The organism is Kitasatospora sp. Root107, assembly GCF_001424875.1.
In the GTDB taxonomy this organism is placed as follows: domain Bacteria; phylum Actinomycetota; class Actinomycetes; order Streptomycetales; family Streptomycetaceae; genus Kitasatospora.
The window spans coordinates 644234-661618 of record NZ_LMCT01000001.1; the positions used below are offsets into that span (position 1 = coordinate 644234).

Here is a 17385-nt window from a genome sequence, read left to right on the forward strand (position 1 = left end):
ACGTACTCAGCCGGTGTCCGATGCGTTTCAGCGCTCGAAGTCCCGGGCCGCCAGCAGCTCGTAGGCACGGTCCGGCTCGGCCAGGGCGGCCAGGATCTCGAACCGGCGGTGCCACTGGCCGACCGACCAGGCCAGCCCGGCGGCCAGGCCCTCGGGGGTGGCCGCGTGCAACAGGCCGTGGACCGGCGGGATCTCGAACTCGTCGTCCTCGTCCGCGGCTTCGGCACCGTCCGGGTCGTAGGGCAACTCCGGGGCGGCAGCGGCGCGGTCCCAACGCCAGCCGATCGCCGCCTCGTCGCCGTCCGGGCCGACCACCAGCAGCTCGTCGTGCTCCTCGTAGACGGCGGGGCAGCCGGGCAGCAACTCCCGTACCACCGAGGGGGTCCGGTGCAGGGTGCCCTCGGAGAGCACCCGGCCGCCGGCCACCTCGCTGGCCAGCGAGACGTGCAGTCGCTCGGCCAGCTCCGGGGCCAGCTCGGGGGCGACCGGCAGCAGCGGGTACGGGTGCAGCAGCTCGACCAGGTCGGGGGCGTCCGCGACCACCGCGTCGGCGGCGTCCACCAGCACCGTGGTGTCGGGGCGGCGACCGGTCTCCGGGTCCATCGGCGGCACCGCCCTGACCACGTCCAAGGCCTCCACCCGGTCGGCCGGGACGGTCGCCAACGCGCTGTGGATGCCGTGCAGCTGACGGTGCGACACGGTCGAGGCCGGATCGGTCAGCCGGTCCAGCAGCTCGTCCGGGCCGTGCGGTTCGGCGAGCAGCGCGGCCAGCGTGGTCCGCACCCCGAGGGCGTGCAGGAAGGTCTCGTCCAGGGTGGTGCGGGCCTCGTCGTAGAGGCCGCGCAGCAGCGGGTCGGCCCCGGCGGCGCGCAGGCCGGCGGGCTCCTTGCCGTCCAGCACGGGGTGGTCGCGCAGCCACCAGGCGGTGTACGGCGGCAGGTCGACGTAACTGCCGTTCGGCAGCAGGGTACGGACCGGGTTGACCACCGCCTCCCGGTACGGCGGCCGGGACAGCAGGGCCAGCGCTTCGGGCCAGGCGTCCTCGTCCACCAGGTCCAGGTCACGCACCGCGAGCAGCTCCGCGGCCACCGGCGGGACGCCCAACTCGCCGTTGTCGTCGGCGTGCAGGGCCTCCAGCGCGTCCTCGCACCAGTCGGCCAGGCCGTCCGGGGCCTCGTCCAGCAGACCGGTCGGGCGGCCGCCGGCCGCCCGGTCGGCGGGAGCGGTCGGGTCGAGCCGCTCCAGGTCGTCCGGGTCGAGCACCACGTCCTCGGCGCGGACCAGCACGAAACTGCTCAACGCCCCGGCCGCCGCCAGGACTTCGGGGCCCCAGCGCTCCAGCAGGTCCTCGTCCACGTACCCGGCGTCGTCGTCCCTGGCCAGCGCGGACAGCGGGGAGTCGGGCAGGATCAGCTCACCGGCCCTGGACAGCTCGCCCTCGTCGTCCGGCAGTGCCAGCCGGGCCAGCCAGCGGTGCTCGCCGGGGGTCGCCCCGGCGGCCTTGACCAGCCCCAGCACCGCGTCGGCCAGGTCGACGGCGGCGTCGAAGTCGTCCTCGCCGAGCTCCAGCGAACGGGCCACCGCAGCCCGCACCTCCGGGGTGTCCAGCACCCCGGCGGGGGTGGCGGTCCCGGCGCCGAGCTTCGCCAGCAGCGGGTGCGCCGCCTCCGGGTGGGCCAGCCGCAGGTCGAGCAGGCCGAGCGCGTCGGCCAGCGACTCGGGGTAGCCCTCGAAGCCGGCCCAGTCGGCCGCATCGGAGGGCAGCAGCACCCGGCGCGGGCCGGTCACCGTACGGCCGTCCGCGAGCGGCACCGGCAGCGCGCCGAGCGACTCCGGGTCGGCGCCCATGAGCGCCGCGTACAGGTTGCGCCACCAGGCCGGCTCCCGCTCCAGGCCGCCGAGTTGGTCGACCACCTCGGCCAGCGGCACCCGGCGGACCGCGAGGACCCGCAGCTCGGTACGGCGCTCCAGGCCGGCCGGCAGCAGGCCGGGGAAGATCGGCGCCAGCGCCGCCACCACGTCCCGGTCGGCGCCTTCGAGCAGCGTGGCGTCCCGGGGCCGGAGTGCGGGGGTGCCCTCCTCCACCGGCGCCGGGTGCGGTAGGAACGGCGTGCCGGGCAGCCGGTGCAGGATCGCCGAGCGCAGCGCGTTGTCCAGCGCGCCGTCACCGAGCGGCCCCGGCACCAGGCCGAGCGACCCGAGGTCGCCGCCCCTGGCCCGCAGCAGGTCGGCGTACGCGTCCGCCGCGCGCTCGGTCAGGAAGTCGGCGAGCGGGCCCGGCGCGACATGACGGCGGGTCGAATCCAGCGGGTACCCGGCGATCAACAGGGCCGGTACGCCCAGCGGTTCGTCGCTCGGGGTCGGGGCGTGCACCACCGGGTCGGTGCGCAGCGGCTGCGGGGTGCCGTCCTCGGAGACCGGCACCGCCCAGGTCACCGACCAGTACGGGCGGGCGCGTTCCTCGGTCGGCCGGTCGGCCAGCAGCTCGGGCGCGGTGCTGCCGCTCCGGGTGACGGTCTGCCAACTGGTGCTGCGGTCGCCGTCGGTGAGGGTGACCGTGGTGATCCCCTCGGTGGGCGCCGGATCCGCCGAACGGGTCAGGGTCCGGACGCCGTCGGGCGTCTCGACCGTGACCTCGGCCAGGCCCGGCAGGGTGAGCAGCAGCGCGTCGTCGATCCCGGTCAGCAGACGGCGGGTCAGGTCCTCGGCGGCGGCGTCCCTGAGCGGGAGCACCACCACGGTGTCGTAGCCGGTCGGCGCGGCGCCCTCGGCCGGGAACGGCAGCCGCAGCAGCGGCACATGGCCCTCCCGGCGGCGCAGCTCCTCGGCCAGCTGGGGCCGCTCCTCGGTGAGCGCCTGAGCCTCGGTCAGCGACCAGCGGACCCCGCCGTGGGCCGAGAGCACGGCCGGTTCGTCGGTGACCGCGAGCACGGCGGCGAAGCCGACGCCGAAGCGGCCGACGGTGCGGGCCTCGTCGGTGCGCTTGGAGGAGGCCCGCAGCGTGGCCAGCGACTCGACGGCCGCCTCGTCCAGCGCGGCGCCGGTGTTGGCGGCGGCCAGCACGCCGTCCCGCAGGGTCAGCCGCAGGCGGCCGGGGCCGGTGCCGGTGCGGGCCGCCGCGTCGGCGGCGTTCTGCGCCAACTCGACGATCAGGCGGTCGCGGTAGCCGCCGAGGGCGAGCTCCTCCTCGGCGTTGGCGTCCTCCCGGAAGCGGGCCGGGGCGGCCGTCCAGGCGTCCAGGACCCGACGGCGCAGACCGGCCGTGTCGAAGGGGTCGGCCACCTGCTCGTCACTGCTGCCACCGATGATCCGAGGCTCCACTGCACTGCCGCCTTCCGCCGCCACCCTGGCCCTGCCGTACGGGGGCATTCTCCCCTGCCCGGACCGCGACTCCGCGCAGGGGCTTCGCAGGACGCTCGGTTGCACTATCCAGGGGCTCGGGGAACTGCGAGGAGATCTGGCGCCGGGGTCACCTGCAAAAGTGCCTGACCGCCTACGTACGGATCACCTTGCAAGGGTCGGCGTCGCAGTTCCCCGAGCCCCTGGTGGCTGATGCCCGGAGGGCAGCTGTGCCTAGGAGTGGCCGAGCTCCTCGGCCGGGGCGTCGGGTTCGACGGAGCCGCTGGTGCGGTCGGGGTGGAGCTGCATCGGCTCGATCTCCAGCTCGTCGAGGATCAGCTCGGACGGGGCCGGCGGGGCCGGGATGACCGCCGCCTCGGAGTGGCCGCCGCAGCCGTAGGCGAAGGAGACGACCTGGCCGTCGGCCGGGCCGAACTCGTTGCCGCAGATGCCGAAGGCCTGCCCGAGCGAGCCGCCGATCGGGATCAGGAAGCCGCAGGTGTCGCAGTTGGCCGGGGCCGCCTGGGCCATCGGCGTCTGCGGACCGTGTGCGGTCTCCCAGCGGTCGGCGGCCAGGTGCAGGCCGATCCGGGACAGCACCCGGGGGCGGCCGAGGCCGAGCTCCCCGGCGACGGCGCTGATCTGGGCCCGGGCCGGGCTGGGCTGGAGGCCGGGGTCGGTGACGACCAGGTCCTCGGTCTCGTCCAGGGCGGCCACCGAGTTCGGGGCGGGCTCGTCCTCGCCGGACCAGCCCGGCTCCAGCCGGAGGTCGTCCGCGTCGGTCGGCAGCAGGTCGCCGGGGCCCATGTCACCGGGACGCAGGCGCTGGCTCCACGGCACCCACTGCGGTGCGAGCACCGCGTCGGGGCCGGGCAGCAGCACCGTCTCGTCCAGCGTGACGTTCTTCGCCCGGGGCGCGCGGGCCACCGTCACGGCCCAGTGCCAGCCGCGGTAGGCCGCGTCCAGGCACTCGAACGTATGGGTGACGACCCGCTCGCCGTCGGCGCGGACACCGAGGTGCGCCCCTACGGCCTCCGGGCCGACCGCCTCGGCGGCGGCCTGACGGGCGATCTCGACGGCCTCGGCACAGAGCCGGTCGGGGGTACGGCTTCGCATCGCAGCACTCACGGCGTCGATTCTCTCCCAAGTTCTGTAGCCTGCGGCCCATTTGCCCACGGTCCGTCAGCTGCTGGACCCGCGCGGTCCTGCCAGGAGCTCCGGTCCGGTGGGCACCGTCTCTCTTATCATTCTGCGGTACCTGCGCCTGTCCGCTGACCGGCCGCGCCGCCCGCTGGGCAGTGCACGCGCGTAGTGCAGGCTACCCGCCGGTCGGCCACCCGGGACAGTCCGGCTTGGAGGCGGGTCAGGTCAAGTCGTGGTGATCATGGAGATCCCCCGCGTTGTATGGGCGAATCTCGGGCAGGATTGGCTACGTGGCGGACGAGATCCCGTCGCGGCCCGAAGGCGCGGGACCGGAGCAACCCGGCCCGTCGGCACCGGTGTCACGACAGCCCAACCCCGTCCCCTCGGCGAGCGACAGCGGGCCGCCGCCGGTGGGTGGACCGACGCCGCCCCGCCGGAACCTGTTGGTACGCGGTGCCTCCTCGGCCGGTCTGCGCACCGGCCGGGTGGTGCACGGCACCGGCCGCCGGATCCGACGCGCCACCGCGGCCGAGGGCGCCGGTGAATCCGGCCTCGCCAAGTTGATCGAACTGCACGCGCTGAACTCCTTCGGCGACATGCTGATCACGATCGCGCTGGCCTCCACCGTCTTCTTCTCGGTCCCCACCGGCGAGGCCCGGGGACGGGTCGCGCTCTACCTGCTGGTCACCATGGCGCCGTTCGCGCTGCTCGCCCCGGTGATCGGCCCGCTGCTCGACCGGATGCCGCAGGGCCGCCGGTCCGCGATAGCGATCTCGATGCTGGCCCGCGCGGTCCTGGCGTGGACCATGGCCGGTCCGGTGATCAACGGCGGGCTGACGCTCTATCCCGCCGCGCTCGGGGTACTGGTCGCCTCCAAGGCGTACGGGGTGGTGCGCAGCGTCGTGGTGCCCCGGCTGCTGCCACCCCGGCTCTCCCTGGTGAAGGCCAACTCCCGGGTCACGCTGGCCGGTCTGCTGGCCGGAATGGTGGCCGCAGGGGTAGGTGGCCTGCTCCATCTGATCGGGCCCGCCTGGCCGCTGCGAGGGGCCTTCCTGGTCTTCGTGGTGGGCACCCTGATGGCTTTTCACCTGCCGCACAAGGTGGACTCCGCGAAGGGCGAGCAGCGGGCCGTGCTGCACTCCGAGGAGCACCTGACCGGCGAGGAGCACCGCCGCAGGCCGGACAAGGCCCGGCTGCGGACGGTCGGCCCCTCGGTGATCCTCGCCCTCCGGGCGGTGGCCTCGCTGCGGGCGCTGGTCGGCTTCCTGGTGATGTTCCTGGCCTTCCTGCTCCGGGACGACCCGGTCGGCGGGCTGCAGCCGACCGTGACGATCGGGGTGGTGGCGGCCTGCGCGGGCGGCGGCAACGCGCTCGGTTCGATCCTCGGTTCCTGGCTGCGGACCCGGAGCTCCGAGCTGATCGTCACCGCCAGCCTGCTGGTCGCCACGGTCGCGGCCGGGGCGGCTGCGCTCTGGTACGGGCTGCTGACGGTGGGTCTGGTCGCGGCGGCGGCCGGGGCCGCGGCCTCGCTGGGGAAGCTGGCACTGGACGCGCTGATCCAGCGGGACGTACCGGAGGCGGTCAGGACCTCCGCCTTCGCCCGGTCCGAGACGCTGCTCCAGCTCTGCTGGGTGGCTGGCGGAGCGCTGGGGATCACCCTGCCGCTGAACGGCTCGCTCGGGCTGTGGACGGCGACCGGGCTGCTCCTGATCCCGCTGGTCTGGACGCTCTGGTCGCTGGTCCGGCTCGGCCCGCACCAGGCACCCCGGACTGCCTAGACCGGCCGTAGGGCATTCGGGCGACCCCGGAGTTTGCTGATCGGGTCAGGCCGGTAGCCTCTAGCCCATGAGCCTCAGCACCCGTGTCATCGCCGCCGTCGGCGCCGTTGTCGTGATCGCCGCCGGCACGGTCGGCGCCTCCGTTGCGATCGCCCGTGGCGAGGACGCACCAAGGGGAAAGCTCGCCACCCTGGTGGTCGGCACCTCCTCCATCCACTCCGAGCCGTTCGGCAAGTTCTGCTACAACGACGGCAAGCCGCTGAGTGAGGAATCCCAGGGGGCCTGCCAGAAGAGCGCCGCCGAGGCGTTCGAGAAGGGCACCCTGCCCAGCCTCGACGTGACCACCGCCGACAAGGTCGGCGTCGGCGTCGACCCGAAGGTGGCGGAGAAGGGCTGGTTCGCCTTCACCGACGGTGGGCAGCAGCAGCGCGCCACGCTGGCCGCGACCCGTACCGATTCGACCTTCTCCGGTCTGCTTCCGGCCTCGGGCCTGCTGGCCGCCACCGAGAAGACCAAGGTGACCGTGGTCGAGGCGAACGAGAAGACCGGCGACATCATCGGCGTCTGGTACTTCCAGCTCAAGAACAAGGACGCCGTCGGCGAGCAGCCCGCCGCGCAGCAGCAGCAGCAGGAGCAGTAGGGGTGACGCGGCCCCCAGGCGGCGACGCGCGGCCGGGTACCCCCCGGCTGCTCGTCGCCGTTGCCGTTCAGGCGGAGGCCGAAGCGGTGCTGCGCGGGCTGCGGGACGGCGCCCGGCCGGTGCCGCTGGACGTCGGTGAGCTGCGCCGCAGTGAGCACGCCTCGGGCACCGAGGTGGACGTCCTGGTGGCCGGGGTCGGCCCGACGGCGGCCGCCGTCTCGGTGGCCGCCGTGCTGGCGGCGCACCCGTACGACCTGGTGATCTCGGCCGGGATCGCCGGTGGCTTCGTCCCCCGGGCGCCGATCGCGGCGATCGTGCTGGCCGAGGAGATCGTGGTCGCCGACCTGGGCGCGCAGACCCCCGAGGGCTTCCGGGACGTGACCGAGCTCGGCTTCGGCCGGATCAGGTACACCCCGCCGTCCGGCGCCGTCCGGCTGGCCGCCGACGCGCTGGACGCCGCCACCGGCACCGTACTGACGGTCTCCACCGTGACCGGCAGCGCCGAGCGGGCGGCCGAGCTGACGGCCCGCCACCCGCACGCGGTCGCGGAGGCGATGGAGGGTTACGGAGTGTCGCAGGCGGCGGAGCGGTACGGCGTACCGATGCTGGAGCTGCGCACCGTCTCCAACCCGGTGGGGCCCCGGGACCGGGCGGCCTGGCGGATCGGCGAGGCGCTGGGCGCGCTGGAGCGAGCGTTCGTTCTACTCCCCTACCGGGAGCTGATCCAGGAGGTCGCCCGATGACCCTGCAGGTCGCCTACTCCCCCTGCCCGAACGACACCTTCGTCTTCCATGCCTGGGCACACGGTCTGGTGCCGGGCGCCGAGGCGCCCGAGGTGACCTTCGCGGACATCGACATCACCAACGGCCTCGCCGAACGCGGGGAACTGGACCTGCTGAAGATCAGCTACGGCCAGCTGCCCTGGGTGCTGGACGAGTACGCGCTGCTGCCCTGCGGCGGCGCCCTGGGCCGGGGCTGCGGCCCGCTGGTGCTGACCCGGGAGACGGGCGAGGCCGCCGGTCTGACCGGTCGTACGGTCGCGGTGCCGAGCGAGCGCTCCACCGCCTACCTGCTGTTCCGGCTCTGGGCGGCGAACGCGGTGCCCGGCGGCTTCGGCAAGATCGTGGTGCTGCCGTTCCACGAGATCATGCCCGCCGTCCGGGACGGCCGGGTGGATGCCGGGCTGGTGATCCACGAGGCCCGCTTCACCTACCAGCAGTACGGCCTGCACCGGCTCGCCGACATGGGCGAGGCCTGGGAGCAGGAGACCGGCCTGCCGATCCCGCTCGGCGCCATCGTGGCCCGCAGGTCGCTCGGCCGCGAGCGGCTGGACGAGCTGGCGGCCACCATCCGCAGCTCGGTCAGGATGGCCTGGGACGACCCCGAGGCATCCCGGAAGTACGTGCTGGCGCACGCGCAGGAGATGGACCCGGCGGTGGCGGACCAGCACATCGGCCTGTACGTCAACGAGTTCACCGCCGACCTGGGCGAGGCCGGCTACGCCGCCGTCCGCGGCCTGCTCACCCGGGCCGCCGCCGAGGGGCTGGTGCCCGCCATCGGCCCGGGTGCGCTGGAGTTCTGAGGGTGGGTCAACCGCCTCAGACGTCGAACTGGTCCGCCACCCCGCGCAGCAGGGCGGCGAGCTTCTCACCGGTCGGCTTGGCCGGGTAGCGGTTGTGCTGGAGGCCGGCGAGCACCGCGTCCAGCGTGGTGATCAGGTCCTGCACGATCGGTGCCATGTCGTCCGCGCTCTTGCGCTGGGCGGCGGCCACCGAGGGCAGCGCCTCCAGCAGCGTGACCGACATCGCCTGGTCGCCCCGGTGCCCGGCCACCACGCCGAACTCGACCCGCTGCCCCGGCCGGAGCGCGGTCACCCCGGCGGGCAGTGCCTTGGTGTGCACGAAGACGTCGCCGCCGTCGTCGCGCGACAGGAAGCCGAAGCCCTTCGTCTCGTTGAACCACTTGACCTGGCCGGTGGGCATCTCGAAAAGTCCTCGTGTGGGTGCGGGGAGACCCCGGCCGTGGGCCGGGGATCACCGGGGTGGATGACGAGCCGACCGCGCTGGGGCGTCAGGTCGGGCTCGGGGTCAGCAGCCTAATGATCCGTCAGTGCCTCACCGGCACGCAGCCGGTTTCTCGTACGGCGTTCTGACGCACCTGGCACTGCCCGACCAGGGCCTGGCGCGGCCAGGCAGCGGCTGAGCGCTCGGCACTGACGACACCCCCGATCAGGACGGCGGGGCAACCGGACGGCCCCGTGCGAAGGCTGCATACCCTGACCACCTGCGGGCCGAAACTTTCCGTCCCCGAGGAACTGCGCGCTGTGACGAACCCCCGGATCGGCGCAGGTCGGGAGAGTGCGGCTCAGGCGGGGGTGTTCAGCTTGTCGCCGAGCCAGCCGAGCGAGGCCGGGAGCATCCGGCTCCAGGTGTTGAAGTTGTGGCCGCCGGTCTCCAGGGTGATCGAGGAGATCTTGGTGTCGCTGCCCTTGGCGGCCGCGGCGAACTTCCGGGTGGCCGCGTAGTAGTCCCCGTCACCCTCCCTGCTGCCGCCGACCAGCAGCGAGACGTCCGGCTTCGGCAGGTTGGCCAGCCGCCAGTCCAGGTCGGCCTGGTTGCGGCGGTCCTGGCTGCCGCCGAACAGGTCGCCGGTGGTCGGGTCCTCGGCGGCCCGGTAGTAGCCGGACAGCGAGACCCCGGCGGCGAACACGTCCGGATGCTTCATGGCCAGCTTGAGCGCGCAGTACCCGCCGGTGGAGTTGCCGATGACGCCCCAGCTGCCCGGGCCCGAGGCGACCCGGTAGGAGTCCCTGATGGTCTGCGGCACGTCCTGGGCGAAGTACGTCTCGGACTGCGGGCCGCCCGGGATGTCCTCGCACTCGGTGTCCCGGGGCATGGCCGGCGACGGCCGCATCAGCACCAGGACGTACGGCTTGGTCTTGCCCTCGTTGATCAGCGACAGCTCGGTGGAGGGGTAGTTCAGCTTGGTGATCAGGTTCTTCGCGTCACCGGGAAAGCCGGTGATGGCGATCGCGGCCGGGAACTTCCGGTCCTTGAACTCCGGCTGGAAGTACTGCGGCGGCAGGTAGACGTACCCCTCGGTGGCCAGACCGGTGGCCGCGCCGGGAATCCGGATCTTCTCCAGCTTGCCGACCACGGCGGGCTCCCGGCCGACCGTGTTGGCGCCCCGGACGTTCTCGTTCGAGATCGTCTGGACCACGGCGCCCTTGCGGCCGTCCGCGAGCTGACTCTGGATCACCACCGGGCCGTCCTCGTTGCTCCCGATCAGGTCGGCCCAGCTGCTGTAGAAGGCGAAGTAGTTGTTGGCGACCAGCCCGACGGTGCACATCACGGCGAGCTGGGTGGCGAGGATGGTGCCGAGCCGGCCGAACACCGTCGCCCAGCTCCGCTTCGCCAGCCTGGGCCAGAGCCAGACCGTCGCGGCCACCATCAGCACCGAGACCAGCGCCGACAGCGCGAGCACCTTGTGACTCGTCAGACCCATGTGTTCGTTCGCCCCTGCTCGGCCCGCGCGGTCCACCCGCCTCCCTCCAGGTTGCCTGAGAGCCGGCTGTGAGACCTGAGCGTCTGGGCCGATATCGCCCCCGCCGATCGACGGGGGCGGCGGGCTGCCACACTTGACCCGTCCCGGGCCACGTCGTCGAGGAGTCCCCGTGAGCAGCAGCACCACCACCGACCGCGGCGACGGCCTCGTCCGAGCCGGTGGCATCGTCTTCCTGGTCGGGGCGGTGGGCGCGATCGTGACCTTCGTCCCGCTCTTCTTCGACCTCACTCCGCTGCCGTCGGTCGCCTACTGGATCTCGATGCTGATGCCGGCCGGCTTCCTGCTCGCCCTGAGCGGGCTGTTCCTCTCGGCCCGCAAGACCAACCAGGCATAGGTGGCCCTGACGGCTGATACCCGGAGCGCAGCTACCCGAGGTGGGCGGCCAGCCAGGCGGGGAACGTCGTGAGGTCCGGAAGGACCACATCGGCACCGGCCTCGTACAGTGCGGCGGCGCCGTACGGCCCCGTGGTCACGCCCACCGCGACCGCGGCTGCGGCCCGGGCCCCGACGATGTCGCCGAGGTGGTCCCCGACGTAGACCGTGGCGTCGTGCAGCCGCAGGGCGTCGCCCTTCGATTCGGCCCAGGTGTCCCCGACCAGGATGTCGGTGGCCAGGCCGACGTGGTCGAGCTGGAGGCGGGCGTTGGACTCGTACTTGCCGGTGATCACCGCGACCCGGCCGCCGTGGGCCCGGACGGCGGCCAGCGACTCGACCGCGCCCGGCAGGACCAGCGTGCCGGGCAGCGCGTGCTCGCGGTAGAGCGTTCGATACAGGTCCGCCATCTCCGCCACCGCCTCGGCCGGGAACCACTGCGCGATCTCCTGGGCGAGCGGCGGCCCGATCCGGGTGACGGCCAGCGCGCTGTCGATCCGCACACCGGTGGCAGCTGACAGCGCGTCATAGGTGGCCTGGATGCCGGGCCGGGTGTCGAGCAGGGTCATGTCGAGGTCGAAGCCCACGGTGAGAGACATGACCCCCACCCTAGAAGGGCGGAATTTGCCCCGTCCGCAGCCCCCAACTTAGGTTTGCCTCAGTTGACTGCGAAATGGGACATATGGCTGACACCACCGAGCCGGGCCGCCGCGCGCTGCTGCGCCGCCGAATACTCTGGCTGACCGCCGCCGTGGCCGTCCTGCTGGCCGCGGTCCTGCTGAGCCTGACGGTCGGCAGCCGTGGCGTCCCGTTCGGCGAGGCCGTCTCGGCGCTGCTGCACGGCGGCGACACCGCCAACGCCGTGGTGGTCCGCGAGCTGCGACTGCCGCGCACCGTGGTCGGGCTGGCCGTCGGTGCCGCGCTCGGCCTGGCCGGGGCGGTGATGCAGGGCGTCACCCGCAACCCGATCGCCGAACCGGGCATCCTCGGCGTCAGCCAGGGTGCGGCGGCGGGCGTGGTGTTCGCCATCTCGGTGCTGGGCGTCGGCTCACTGGCCGGGTACGTCTGGTTCGGCTTCGCCGGGGCCGCGGTCGCCGCCGTGCTGGTGTACGCGCTGGCGGGCACCGGCCGGGGCGGGGCGACGCCGGTCAAGCTGGCGCTGGCCGGCTCCGCCATGACCGCCTTCATCGCCTCGCTGATCACCACCGTGCTGACCACCGACGCCGCGACGATGGACCGCTTCCGGTTCTGGCACGTCGGCTCGCTGGCCGGGCGGACCGCCGACGTGGCCTGGCAGCTGATGCCCTTTCTGCTGGTCGGCACCGCCCTGGTGTTCGCGGTGGCCCGGGGCCTGGACGCGCTGGCACTCGGCGACGACACCGCCAAGGGCCTGGGCGCGCGGACCGGCACCACCCGGGCGGTGGGGGCGCTCGGCGCGACCGTGCTGACCGGTTCGGCAGTGGCGGCGGCCGGGCCGATCGCCTTCGTCGGCCTGGCCGTGCCGCACGCCGCCCGGGCGCTGGTGGGCACCGACCACCGCTGGGTGCTGACCCTGTCCGCGCTGCTCGGGCCCGCGCTGCTGCTGCTCGCCGACACCCTGGGCCGGGTGCTGTTCCCGCCCTCGGAAGTACCCGCAGGCGTGATGACCGCGCTGGTCGGCGTACCGGTGTTGGTCGCGCTGGTGCGCCGGAAGAAGGTGGTGGCGGCATGAGCCTCCCGCTGAGCGGTCACTCGGTGGCCCGGTTCGGCCCGGCCTCGTTCCTGGTGCACCGGCGGTCGGTCGCGGTCGCGGCGGCGCTGCTGGTGCTGCTGTTCGGCGCGGTGGTGGCCTCGCTCTGCCTCGGCGAGTCGAGCGTCTCGCCCGCCTCCGTACTGGACGTGCTGCTCGGGCGGCCGAGCCCGGACCAGCTGGTGGTCGGCGAGCTGCGGCTGCCCCGGGTGACGGTGGGTCTGCTGGTCGGCCTGGCGCTCGGCCTGGCCGGGGCACTGATCCAGACCGTCGCCCGCAACCCGCTGGCCAGCCCGGACGTGATCGGGGTGAGCCACGGCGCGAGCGCGGTGGTGGTCGGCCTGATGGCCTTCGGGTACGTGCAGACGGCCCGTCAGGTGCCGTGGGTGGCGGTGGCCGGCGGCCTGGCGGCCGGGCTGCTGGTCTATCTGCTGGCCTGGCGGCGCGGGATGCACGCGCAGCGCTTCGTACTGATCGGGATCGGCATCTCGATCGCGCTCTCCTCGCTCACCTCGCTGTTCCTGACCAAGGGCGACGGACTCCAGGCGCAGCAGGCCAAGGTCTGGATGACGGGCAGTCTGAACGGCGCCGGCTTCGACCAGTCCGGCTATCTGGCCTGGGTGCTGCTGGCGTCCGTACCGGCCGTGCTCTGGGCCGCCCGGGCGCAGCGCAGCATCTCCTTCGACGACTCCACGGCGGTCGGCCTCGGGCTGCGGCTGAACCGGATCAGGCTCGGCACGGCCCTGCTCGGCATCGTGCTGGCCTCCTGCGCGACCGGTGCGGCCGGACCGGTGGACTTCGTGGCACTGATGGCGCCGCAGATCGCGGTCCGGCTGACCCGGGGCGCGCAGCTGCCGCTGTGCTGCTCGGCGCTGACCGGCGCCGTGGTGGTGGTGCTGGCCGACCTGCTGGCCCGGCGGCTGCTGGCGCCGGTGGAGCTGCCGGTGGGGGTGGTGACGGCGCTGGTGGGTGCGCCGTACCTGATGTGGCTGTTGATCCGTTCCCGTCGTGGAGGTTCCTGATGCACCGTCTCGAGGCCCGCGGGCTGACCCTCGCGTACGAGTCCAGGACGGTGGTCGAGGAGCTCGACCTGACCGTGCCGGACGGCGCCGTGACGGTGATCGTCGGCCCGAACGCCTGCGGCAAGTCCACCCTGCTGCGGGCGCTCGGCCGGCTGCTGAGGCCGGTGCGCGGGGAGGTGCTGCTGGACGGCGCCGAGCTGGCCGGTACCCCGACCCGGAAGATCGCCCAGCGGATCGGTCTGCTGCCGCAGTCACCGGTCGCGCCGGAGGGCATCTCGGTCGGCGACCTGGTGGCCCGGGGCCGCCAGCCGCACCAGAGCTGGTGGCAGCAGTGGTCGGCGGCGGACGAGCAGGCGGTCACCGAGGCGATGGCGCGGACCTCCACCACCGAGCTGGCCGGGCGCAGCGTGGACGAGCTGTCGGGGGGTCAGCGGCAGCGGGCCTGGATCGCGATGGCGCTCGCCCAGGACACCGACATCCTGCTGCTGGACGAGCCGACCACCTTCCTGGACATCGCCCACCAGGTGGAGGTGCTGGACCTGGTCCGCCGCCTCAACCGGGAGCGCGGCCGGACGGTGGTGGCCGTGCTGCACGACCTCAACCAGGCCGCCAGGTACGCCGACCACCTGGTGGCGATGCGGGACGGCCGGATCGTGGCGCAGGGGCCGCCGGCCGAGGTGGTGACGGCCGAGCTGGTCCGGGAGGTGTTCGGCCTCGATGCGGTGATCGTGCCGGACCCGGTGACCGGGACACCGCTGGTGATCCCGGGCGCGCCCTGGGCGGGCTGACCGTACGTCAGCAGACAACTCGGACATAATCGACATCTCTCGTACTGTCGAGCCGTCCGGGGTGCCGATGCCACGTCAACTCTCCCGCCGTACCGCCCTGGCCGGGCTGGGGGCGGCCCTGCTGGCCGGCTGCACCGGCGCACCCGCTCCCCCGGCCGTCCCCGACCTGCCGACCGGCACCGAGACGCCCAGCCCCGCGCCGGTGCCGAGCGTCACGGTGACCGCCGCGACGGGCGAGGTCGAGGTGCCCGGCGCGCCGGTCCGGGTGGTGGTGCTGGACACCGCCGAGCTGGACTCCGCCATCACCCTGGGCATCCCCCCGGTCGGCGCCGCCCGGGCCCCCGCCGACCAGGGGCTTCCGGACTACTGGCCGCTCGCCTGGCGGGACCGGATCACCCAGGTCGGCGACATCGGCAGCCCGGACACGGCCCGGATCGCCGCTCTCGCCCCGGAACTGATCCTCGGCAACCAGACCCGGGACGGCGCGTACTACGACGCCCTGCGGGCGATCGCCCCCACCGTGCTGACCCGGACCACCGGCTTCCCCTGGAAGGTCAACTTCCAGCTGCACGCCCAGGCCCTCGGCCGCCGGGCGCAGGGCGCCGTCACCGCCGCCGAGTACGACCGGCACGTGGGCAGGGCCACCCAGGCGATCGGCAACGCCGGTTCGGGCGGCAGGCGGATCAGCGTGGTCCGGTTCGTCGAAGGGTCCCCGACCGTCCGGCTGTACGGGAAGCAGAACTTCGTCGGCACCCTGCTGGCCGACCTCCAGCTCGGACGGCCCGACCCGCAGAACGTCGACCGGTTCGCCGTCGAGGTGCCGCCCGACCGGATCGCCGAGGCCGACGGGGACTTCCTCTTCTACTCGACATACGGCGACCCCGCCAAGGCCGGCACCGACGCGGTGCTGGCCGGCCCCGGCTGGCAGGCGCTCGGCGCCGTCCAGGCCCACCGGGCCTTCCCGGTGGACGACCAGCTCTGGTTCGAGGGCATCGGCTACACCGGGGCCAACCAGATCCTGGCCGAGCTGCAGCACTTCCTGGGCGCCTGACCTCAGCCCTCCGCGACCGCCTTGCGCCGACGCAGTGTCACCGCCAGCAGGAACAGCGCCGAGAGCACCGCAGCCAGCCGCAGCGCACCGGGCGCACCGTCCCAGACCTGCCGCCCCAGCTGGTCGGCCGGCCCAGCCGGGGAGCCCCACTTGCCCTGCACCCGGCCCCACTGCCAGATCGCCGTACCGGTCAGCGTGCCCAACGGCACCACCAGCACGGCGAACTTCCTGGTCAGGTCGCCCAGCCGGGACACGTACGCCAGCGCCCAGCCCGCCAGCAGCGCGAGCAGCTGGCCGGTGCCCGCACCCGCCAGCAGGACCACGACCGCCAGCAGTACCAGCGGCGAGGGGCGACGACCCGTCAGGAACGACCGGTCCTGCTCGGCCGGAGGCGGCTCCGCCTGCTCCGCCACCGCCTCCTCCGTGCGCTGCTCCGGCAGCTGCCCGGCGGCGGGCTCCGACTCGGCCACCGGGAAGTCGAAGGTGACGCTGTCCCACCCCGGGAAGTCGGCGGCCGTCAGCGGCCGGCTCGGTGCCGCCCGGGCGATCAGCCACGCCCCCTCCGGCGGGACCTCGGCCCGCTCGACCGGCGTCTCCGGTGCGTACACCGACTCCGTCACCTCGGCCGACGTCTCCTCGGACTTCCGCCCCAGCACCCGCCACGGCCCGTCCACCCGCCACCACTCGCCGTCCGCCATGCGCCACCCCTCGCCTCACCACGGACGCTACCCACTTCCACCCCCCGGCACGACCCCCTTCACGCCCCCACGCCCCCGCTGCACGCCCCGCCCAGGCAGGGCTGTCGGCCGGTGTCAGGACACTGCCGAGGTCCTGATGCACGGGATGGCGGCCGGGCAGGCTAGTTTGCTCGGGTGAGTCTCCTTGATGATGTGGCCGAGCGCGATGGCTGGCGCTGCTGGGTGTGCGACGAACCGGTAGACCCCGACGAGTCGGTGAACGACCCGCGGGGGCCCAGCGTCGACAGCCGGACCGCCGACCGGAAGGCCAAGATCGCCGAGCGGCTCGCGCACCGCGGGTGCAACACCCGCAAGGGCGCCGTCAAGGTGGTCATCCCCTGGCCGGACCGCCTGTACGTGGTCGAACCCGCGCCGCTGATCACCGTGGCCGGGAGGCTGGAGCGCAAGGGGGGCCGCGAGATGGTGGGCCGCTGTCCGACCAGGAAGGACGCCCAGGAGGCGGCCGACTGGCTGGTGGACCGGTTCTCCCGCCTGGTACCGGGGCTGCCGGTGACCGCCGACATCGAGGCGGGCGGCGGCCAGTTCCTCGTCATCCTGTCCACCGGCCGCCGCTGACCGTGACCTACCTCGGCGACAGGTGCTCTTCCAGGCTCCGGCTCACCGGGTAGACGCGCTCTGCGGGCAGAAGTCGCCGAGCCTCGGCGGCGCGTCCGTTGCGGACCAGCGTCGCGGCCTTGTGGACCTGCGGGGTGAGGTCGGTGAGGCTGACGACCCAGTCCTCGGCGAACGTGCGGATCAGGTGGCGGCCGATGCCGACCTGGATGCTGTAGTGGTTCAGCGCCGCTCCACGCACCGAGCGCTCGGGGTCCCACTGAAGGTGCACGGCAGCCTGAGCCACCGCCTCCGGGCTCGCGGTCGTCAGTACGGCCTGGGACAGCGCCTGCTCCCAGCCTTCCCGGGTCATCCGCACGGCGAGGACGCGCTCCTGCCCCGGCTTGCGGGCCCAGTTGCTGCGGTGCATCAGCCACCGGAACGAGGGCTTGATCCAGGTCATCCGCCGGAACGAGAACGGTGCGACGAAGCGCCCCGCCCGCAGTGCGGCGTCGGCGATCGCGGACGAGTACGCCTGGTAGACCACGACGGTACGGGCGTCGTGGTCGGCGCGGATCTGATACTGCGGCGTCATGCACCGCACCCTGTCAGCCGCCGTGCCGGAGTCGCCAACGGTTTCCCTCCCGGACCGTGGACGCCGAAGCTCCTG

17 protein-coding genes are annotated in these 17385 nt (G+C 73.6%); 10 read left to right on the top strand and 7 right to left on the bottom strand.

Features of this window, described 5'->3' with window-relative positions; genetic code table 11:
* Positions 1-27: 27 nt before the first annotated feature.
* Together ASC99_RS02830 and ASC99_RS02835 are read right to left on the bottom strand one after the other, a co-directional pair.
* On the bottom strand, positions 28-3321 hold the full coding sequence (locus ASC99_RS02830; RefSeq protein WP_082598029.1) for a sacsin N-terminal ATP-binding-like domain-containing protein: 3294 nt from the start codon (positions 3319-3321) through the stop codon (positions 28-30).
* Positions 3322-3573: 252 nt separating this feature from the next.
* Positions 3574-4455: a DUF3027 domain-containing protein gene (locus ASC99_RS02835; RefSeq protein ID WP_057227709.1), complete on the bottom strand. Its 882-nt coding sequence runs from the start codon at positions 4453-4455 to the stop codon at positions 3574-3576.
* A 437-nt stretch (positions 4456-4892) separates the two neighbouring features.
* Here ASC99_RS02835 and ASC99_RS02840 point away from each other — a divergent pair, with 437 nt between their 5' ends.
* The 4 genes from ASC99_RS02840 to ASC99_RS02855 all read left to right on the top strand — a co-directional run bounded on the left by ASC99_RS02840 (position 4893) and on the right by ASC99_RS02855 (position 8482).
* Positions 4893-6260, top strand: coding sequence for an MFS transporter (locus ASC99_RS02840; protein ID WP_369824301.1), 1368 nt, complete (start codon positions 4893-4895; stop codon positions 6258-6260).
* A gap of 67 nt (positions 6261-6327) precedes the next feature.
* The gene (locus tag ASC99_RS02845) at positions 6328-6900 is read left to right on the top strand and encodes a hypothetical protein (protein ID WP_057227711.1); all 573 of its coding nucleotides are present in this window, start codon (positions 6328-6330) and stop codon (positions 6898-6900) included.
* Positions 6901-6902: 2 nt separating this feature from the next.
* A complete protein-coding gene (locus ASC99_RS02850) occupies positions 6903-7643 on the top strand; it encodes a futalosine hydrolase (protein WP_057227713.1) in 741 nt (246 codons plus the stop codon).
* Positions 7640-8482, top strand: a complete 843-nt coding sequence (locus ASC99_RS02855; protein ID WP_057227714.1) for a 1,4-dihydroxy-6-naphthoate synthase — start codon at positions 7640-7642, stop codon at positions 8480-8482. Before ASC99_RS02850 ends, ASC99_RS02855 begins: the two co-directional genes overlap by 4 nt.
* Before the next feature lie 16 nt (positions 8483-8498).
* On the opposite strand, the gene ASC99_RS41865 is transcribed toward ASC99_RS02855, so the two are convergent.
* On the bottom strand, positions 8499-8882 hold the full coding sequence (locus tag ASC99_RS41865) for a cold-shock protein (protein WP_057227717.1): 384 nt from the start codon (positions 8880-8882) through the stop codon (positions 8499-8501).
* Between the two features lie 382 nt (positions 8883-9264).
* The gene (locus ASC99_RS02865) at positions 9265-10404 is read right to left on the bottom strand and encodes an esterase family protein (RefSeq protein WP_057227720.1); all 1140 of its coding nucleotides are present in this window, start codon (positions 10402-10404) and stop codon (positions 9265-9267) included.
* 169 nt (positions 10405-10573) lie between these two features.
* Between ASC99_RS02865 and ASC99_RS02870 the strand changes: the two genes are divergently transcribed.
* Positions 10574-10798 carry a hypothetical protein gene (locus ASC99_RS02870; protein WP_057227722.1) on the top strand — a complete coding sequence of 75 codons (225 nt, stop codon included), beginning with the start codon at positions 10574-10576 and terminating at the stop codon, positions 10796-10798.
* Positions 10799-10829: 31 nt separating this feature from the next.
* Here ASC99_RS02870 and ASC99_RS02875 read toward each other — a convergent pair whose 3' ends face one another.
* A complete protein-coding gene (locus tag ASC99_RS02875; protein ID WP_057227724.1) occupies positions 10830-11435 on the bottom strand; it encodes an HAD family hydrolase in 606 nt (201 codons plus the stop codon).
* An 83-nt stretch (positions 11436-11518) separates the two neighbouring features.
* On the opposite strand from ASC99_RS02875, the gene ASC99_RS02880 reads away from it, so the two are divergent.
* The 4 genes from ASC99_RS02880 to ASC99_RS02895 all read left to right on the top strand — a co-directional run bounded on the left by ASC99_RS02880 (position 11519) and on the right by ASC99_RS02895 (position 15426).
* Positions 11519-12547 carry an iron ABC transporter permease gene (locus ASC99_RS02880; RefSeq protein WP_057227725.1) on the top strand — a complete coding sequence of 343 codons (1029 nt, stop codon included), beginning with the start codon at positions 11519-11521 and terminating at the stop codon, positions 12545-12547.
* A complete protein-coding gene (locus ASC99_RS02885) occupies positions 12544-13587 on the top strand; it encodes an iron chelate uptake ABC transporter family permease subunit (protein ID WP_057227726.1) in 1044 nt (347 codons plus the stop codon). Before ASC99_RS02880 ends, ASC99_RS02885 begins: the two co-directional genes overlap by 4 nt.
* Complete coding sequence (locus tag ASC99_RS02890; protein WP_057227727.1) at positions 13587-14375, top strand: ABC transporter ATP-binding protein; 789 nt, start codon at positions 13587-13589, stop codon at positions 14373-14375. Before ASC99_RS02885 ends, ASC99_RS02890 begins: the two co-directional genes overlap by 1 nt.
* Before the next feature lie 67 nt (positions 14376-14442).
* A complete protein-coding gene (locus tag ASC99_RS02895; RefSeq protein WP_057241131.1) occupies positions 14443-15426 on the top strand; it encodes an iron-siderophore ABC transporter substrate-binding protein in 984 nt (327 codons plus the stop codon).
* 2 nt (positions 15427-15428) lie between these two features.
* Here the strand turns inward: ASC99_RS02895 and ASC99_RS02900 are convergent, their stop codons facing one another.
* A complete protein-coding gene (locus ASC99_RS02900) occupies positions 15429-16124 on the bottom strand; it encodes a hypothetical protein (protein WP_057227729.1) in 696 nt (231 codons plus the stop codon).
* A 174-nt stretch (positions 16125-16298) separates the two neighbouring features.
* Here ASC99_RS02900 and ASC99_RS02905 point away from each other — a divergent pair, with 174 nt between their 5' ends.
* On the top strand, positions 16299-16739 hold the full coding sequence (locus ASC99_RS02905) for a hypothetical protein (RefSeq protein WP_057227731.1): 441 nt from the start codon (positions 16299-16301) through the stop codon (positions 16737-16739).
* 7 nt (positions 16740-16746) lie between these two features.
* On the opposite strand, the gene ASC99_RS02910 is transcribed toward ASC99_RS02905, so the two are convergent.
* Positions 16747-17310, bottom strand: coding sequence for a DUF4291 domain-containing protein (locus tag ASC99_RS02910; RefSeq protein ID WP_057227734.1), 564 nt, complete (start codon positions 17308-17310; stop codon positions 16747-16749).
* Positions 17311-17385 lie beyond the last annotated feature (75 nt).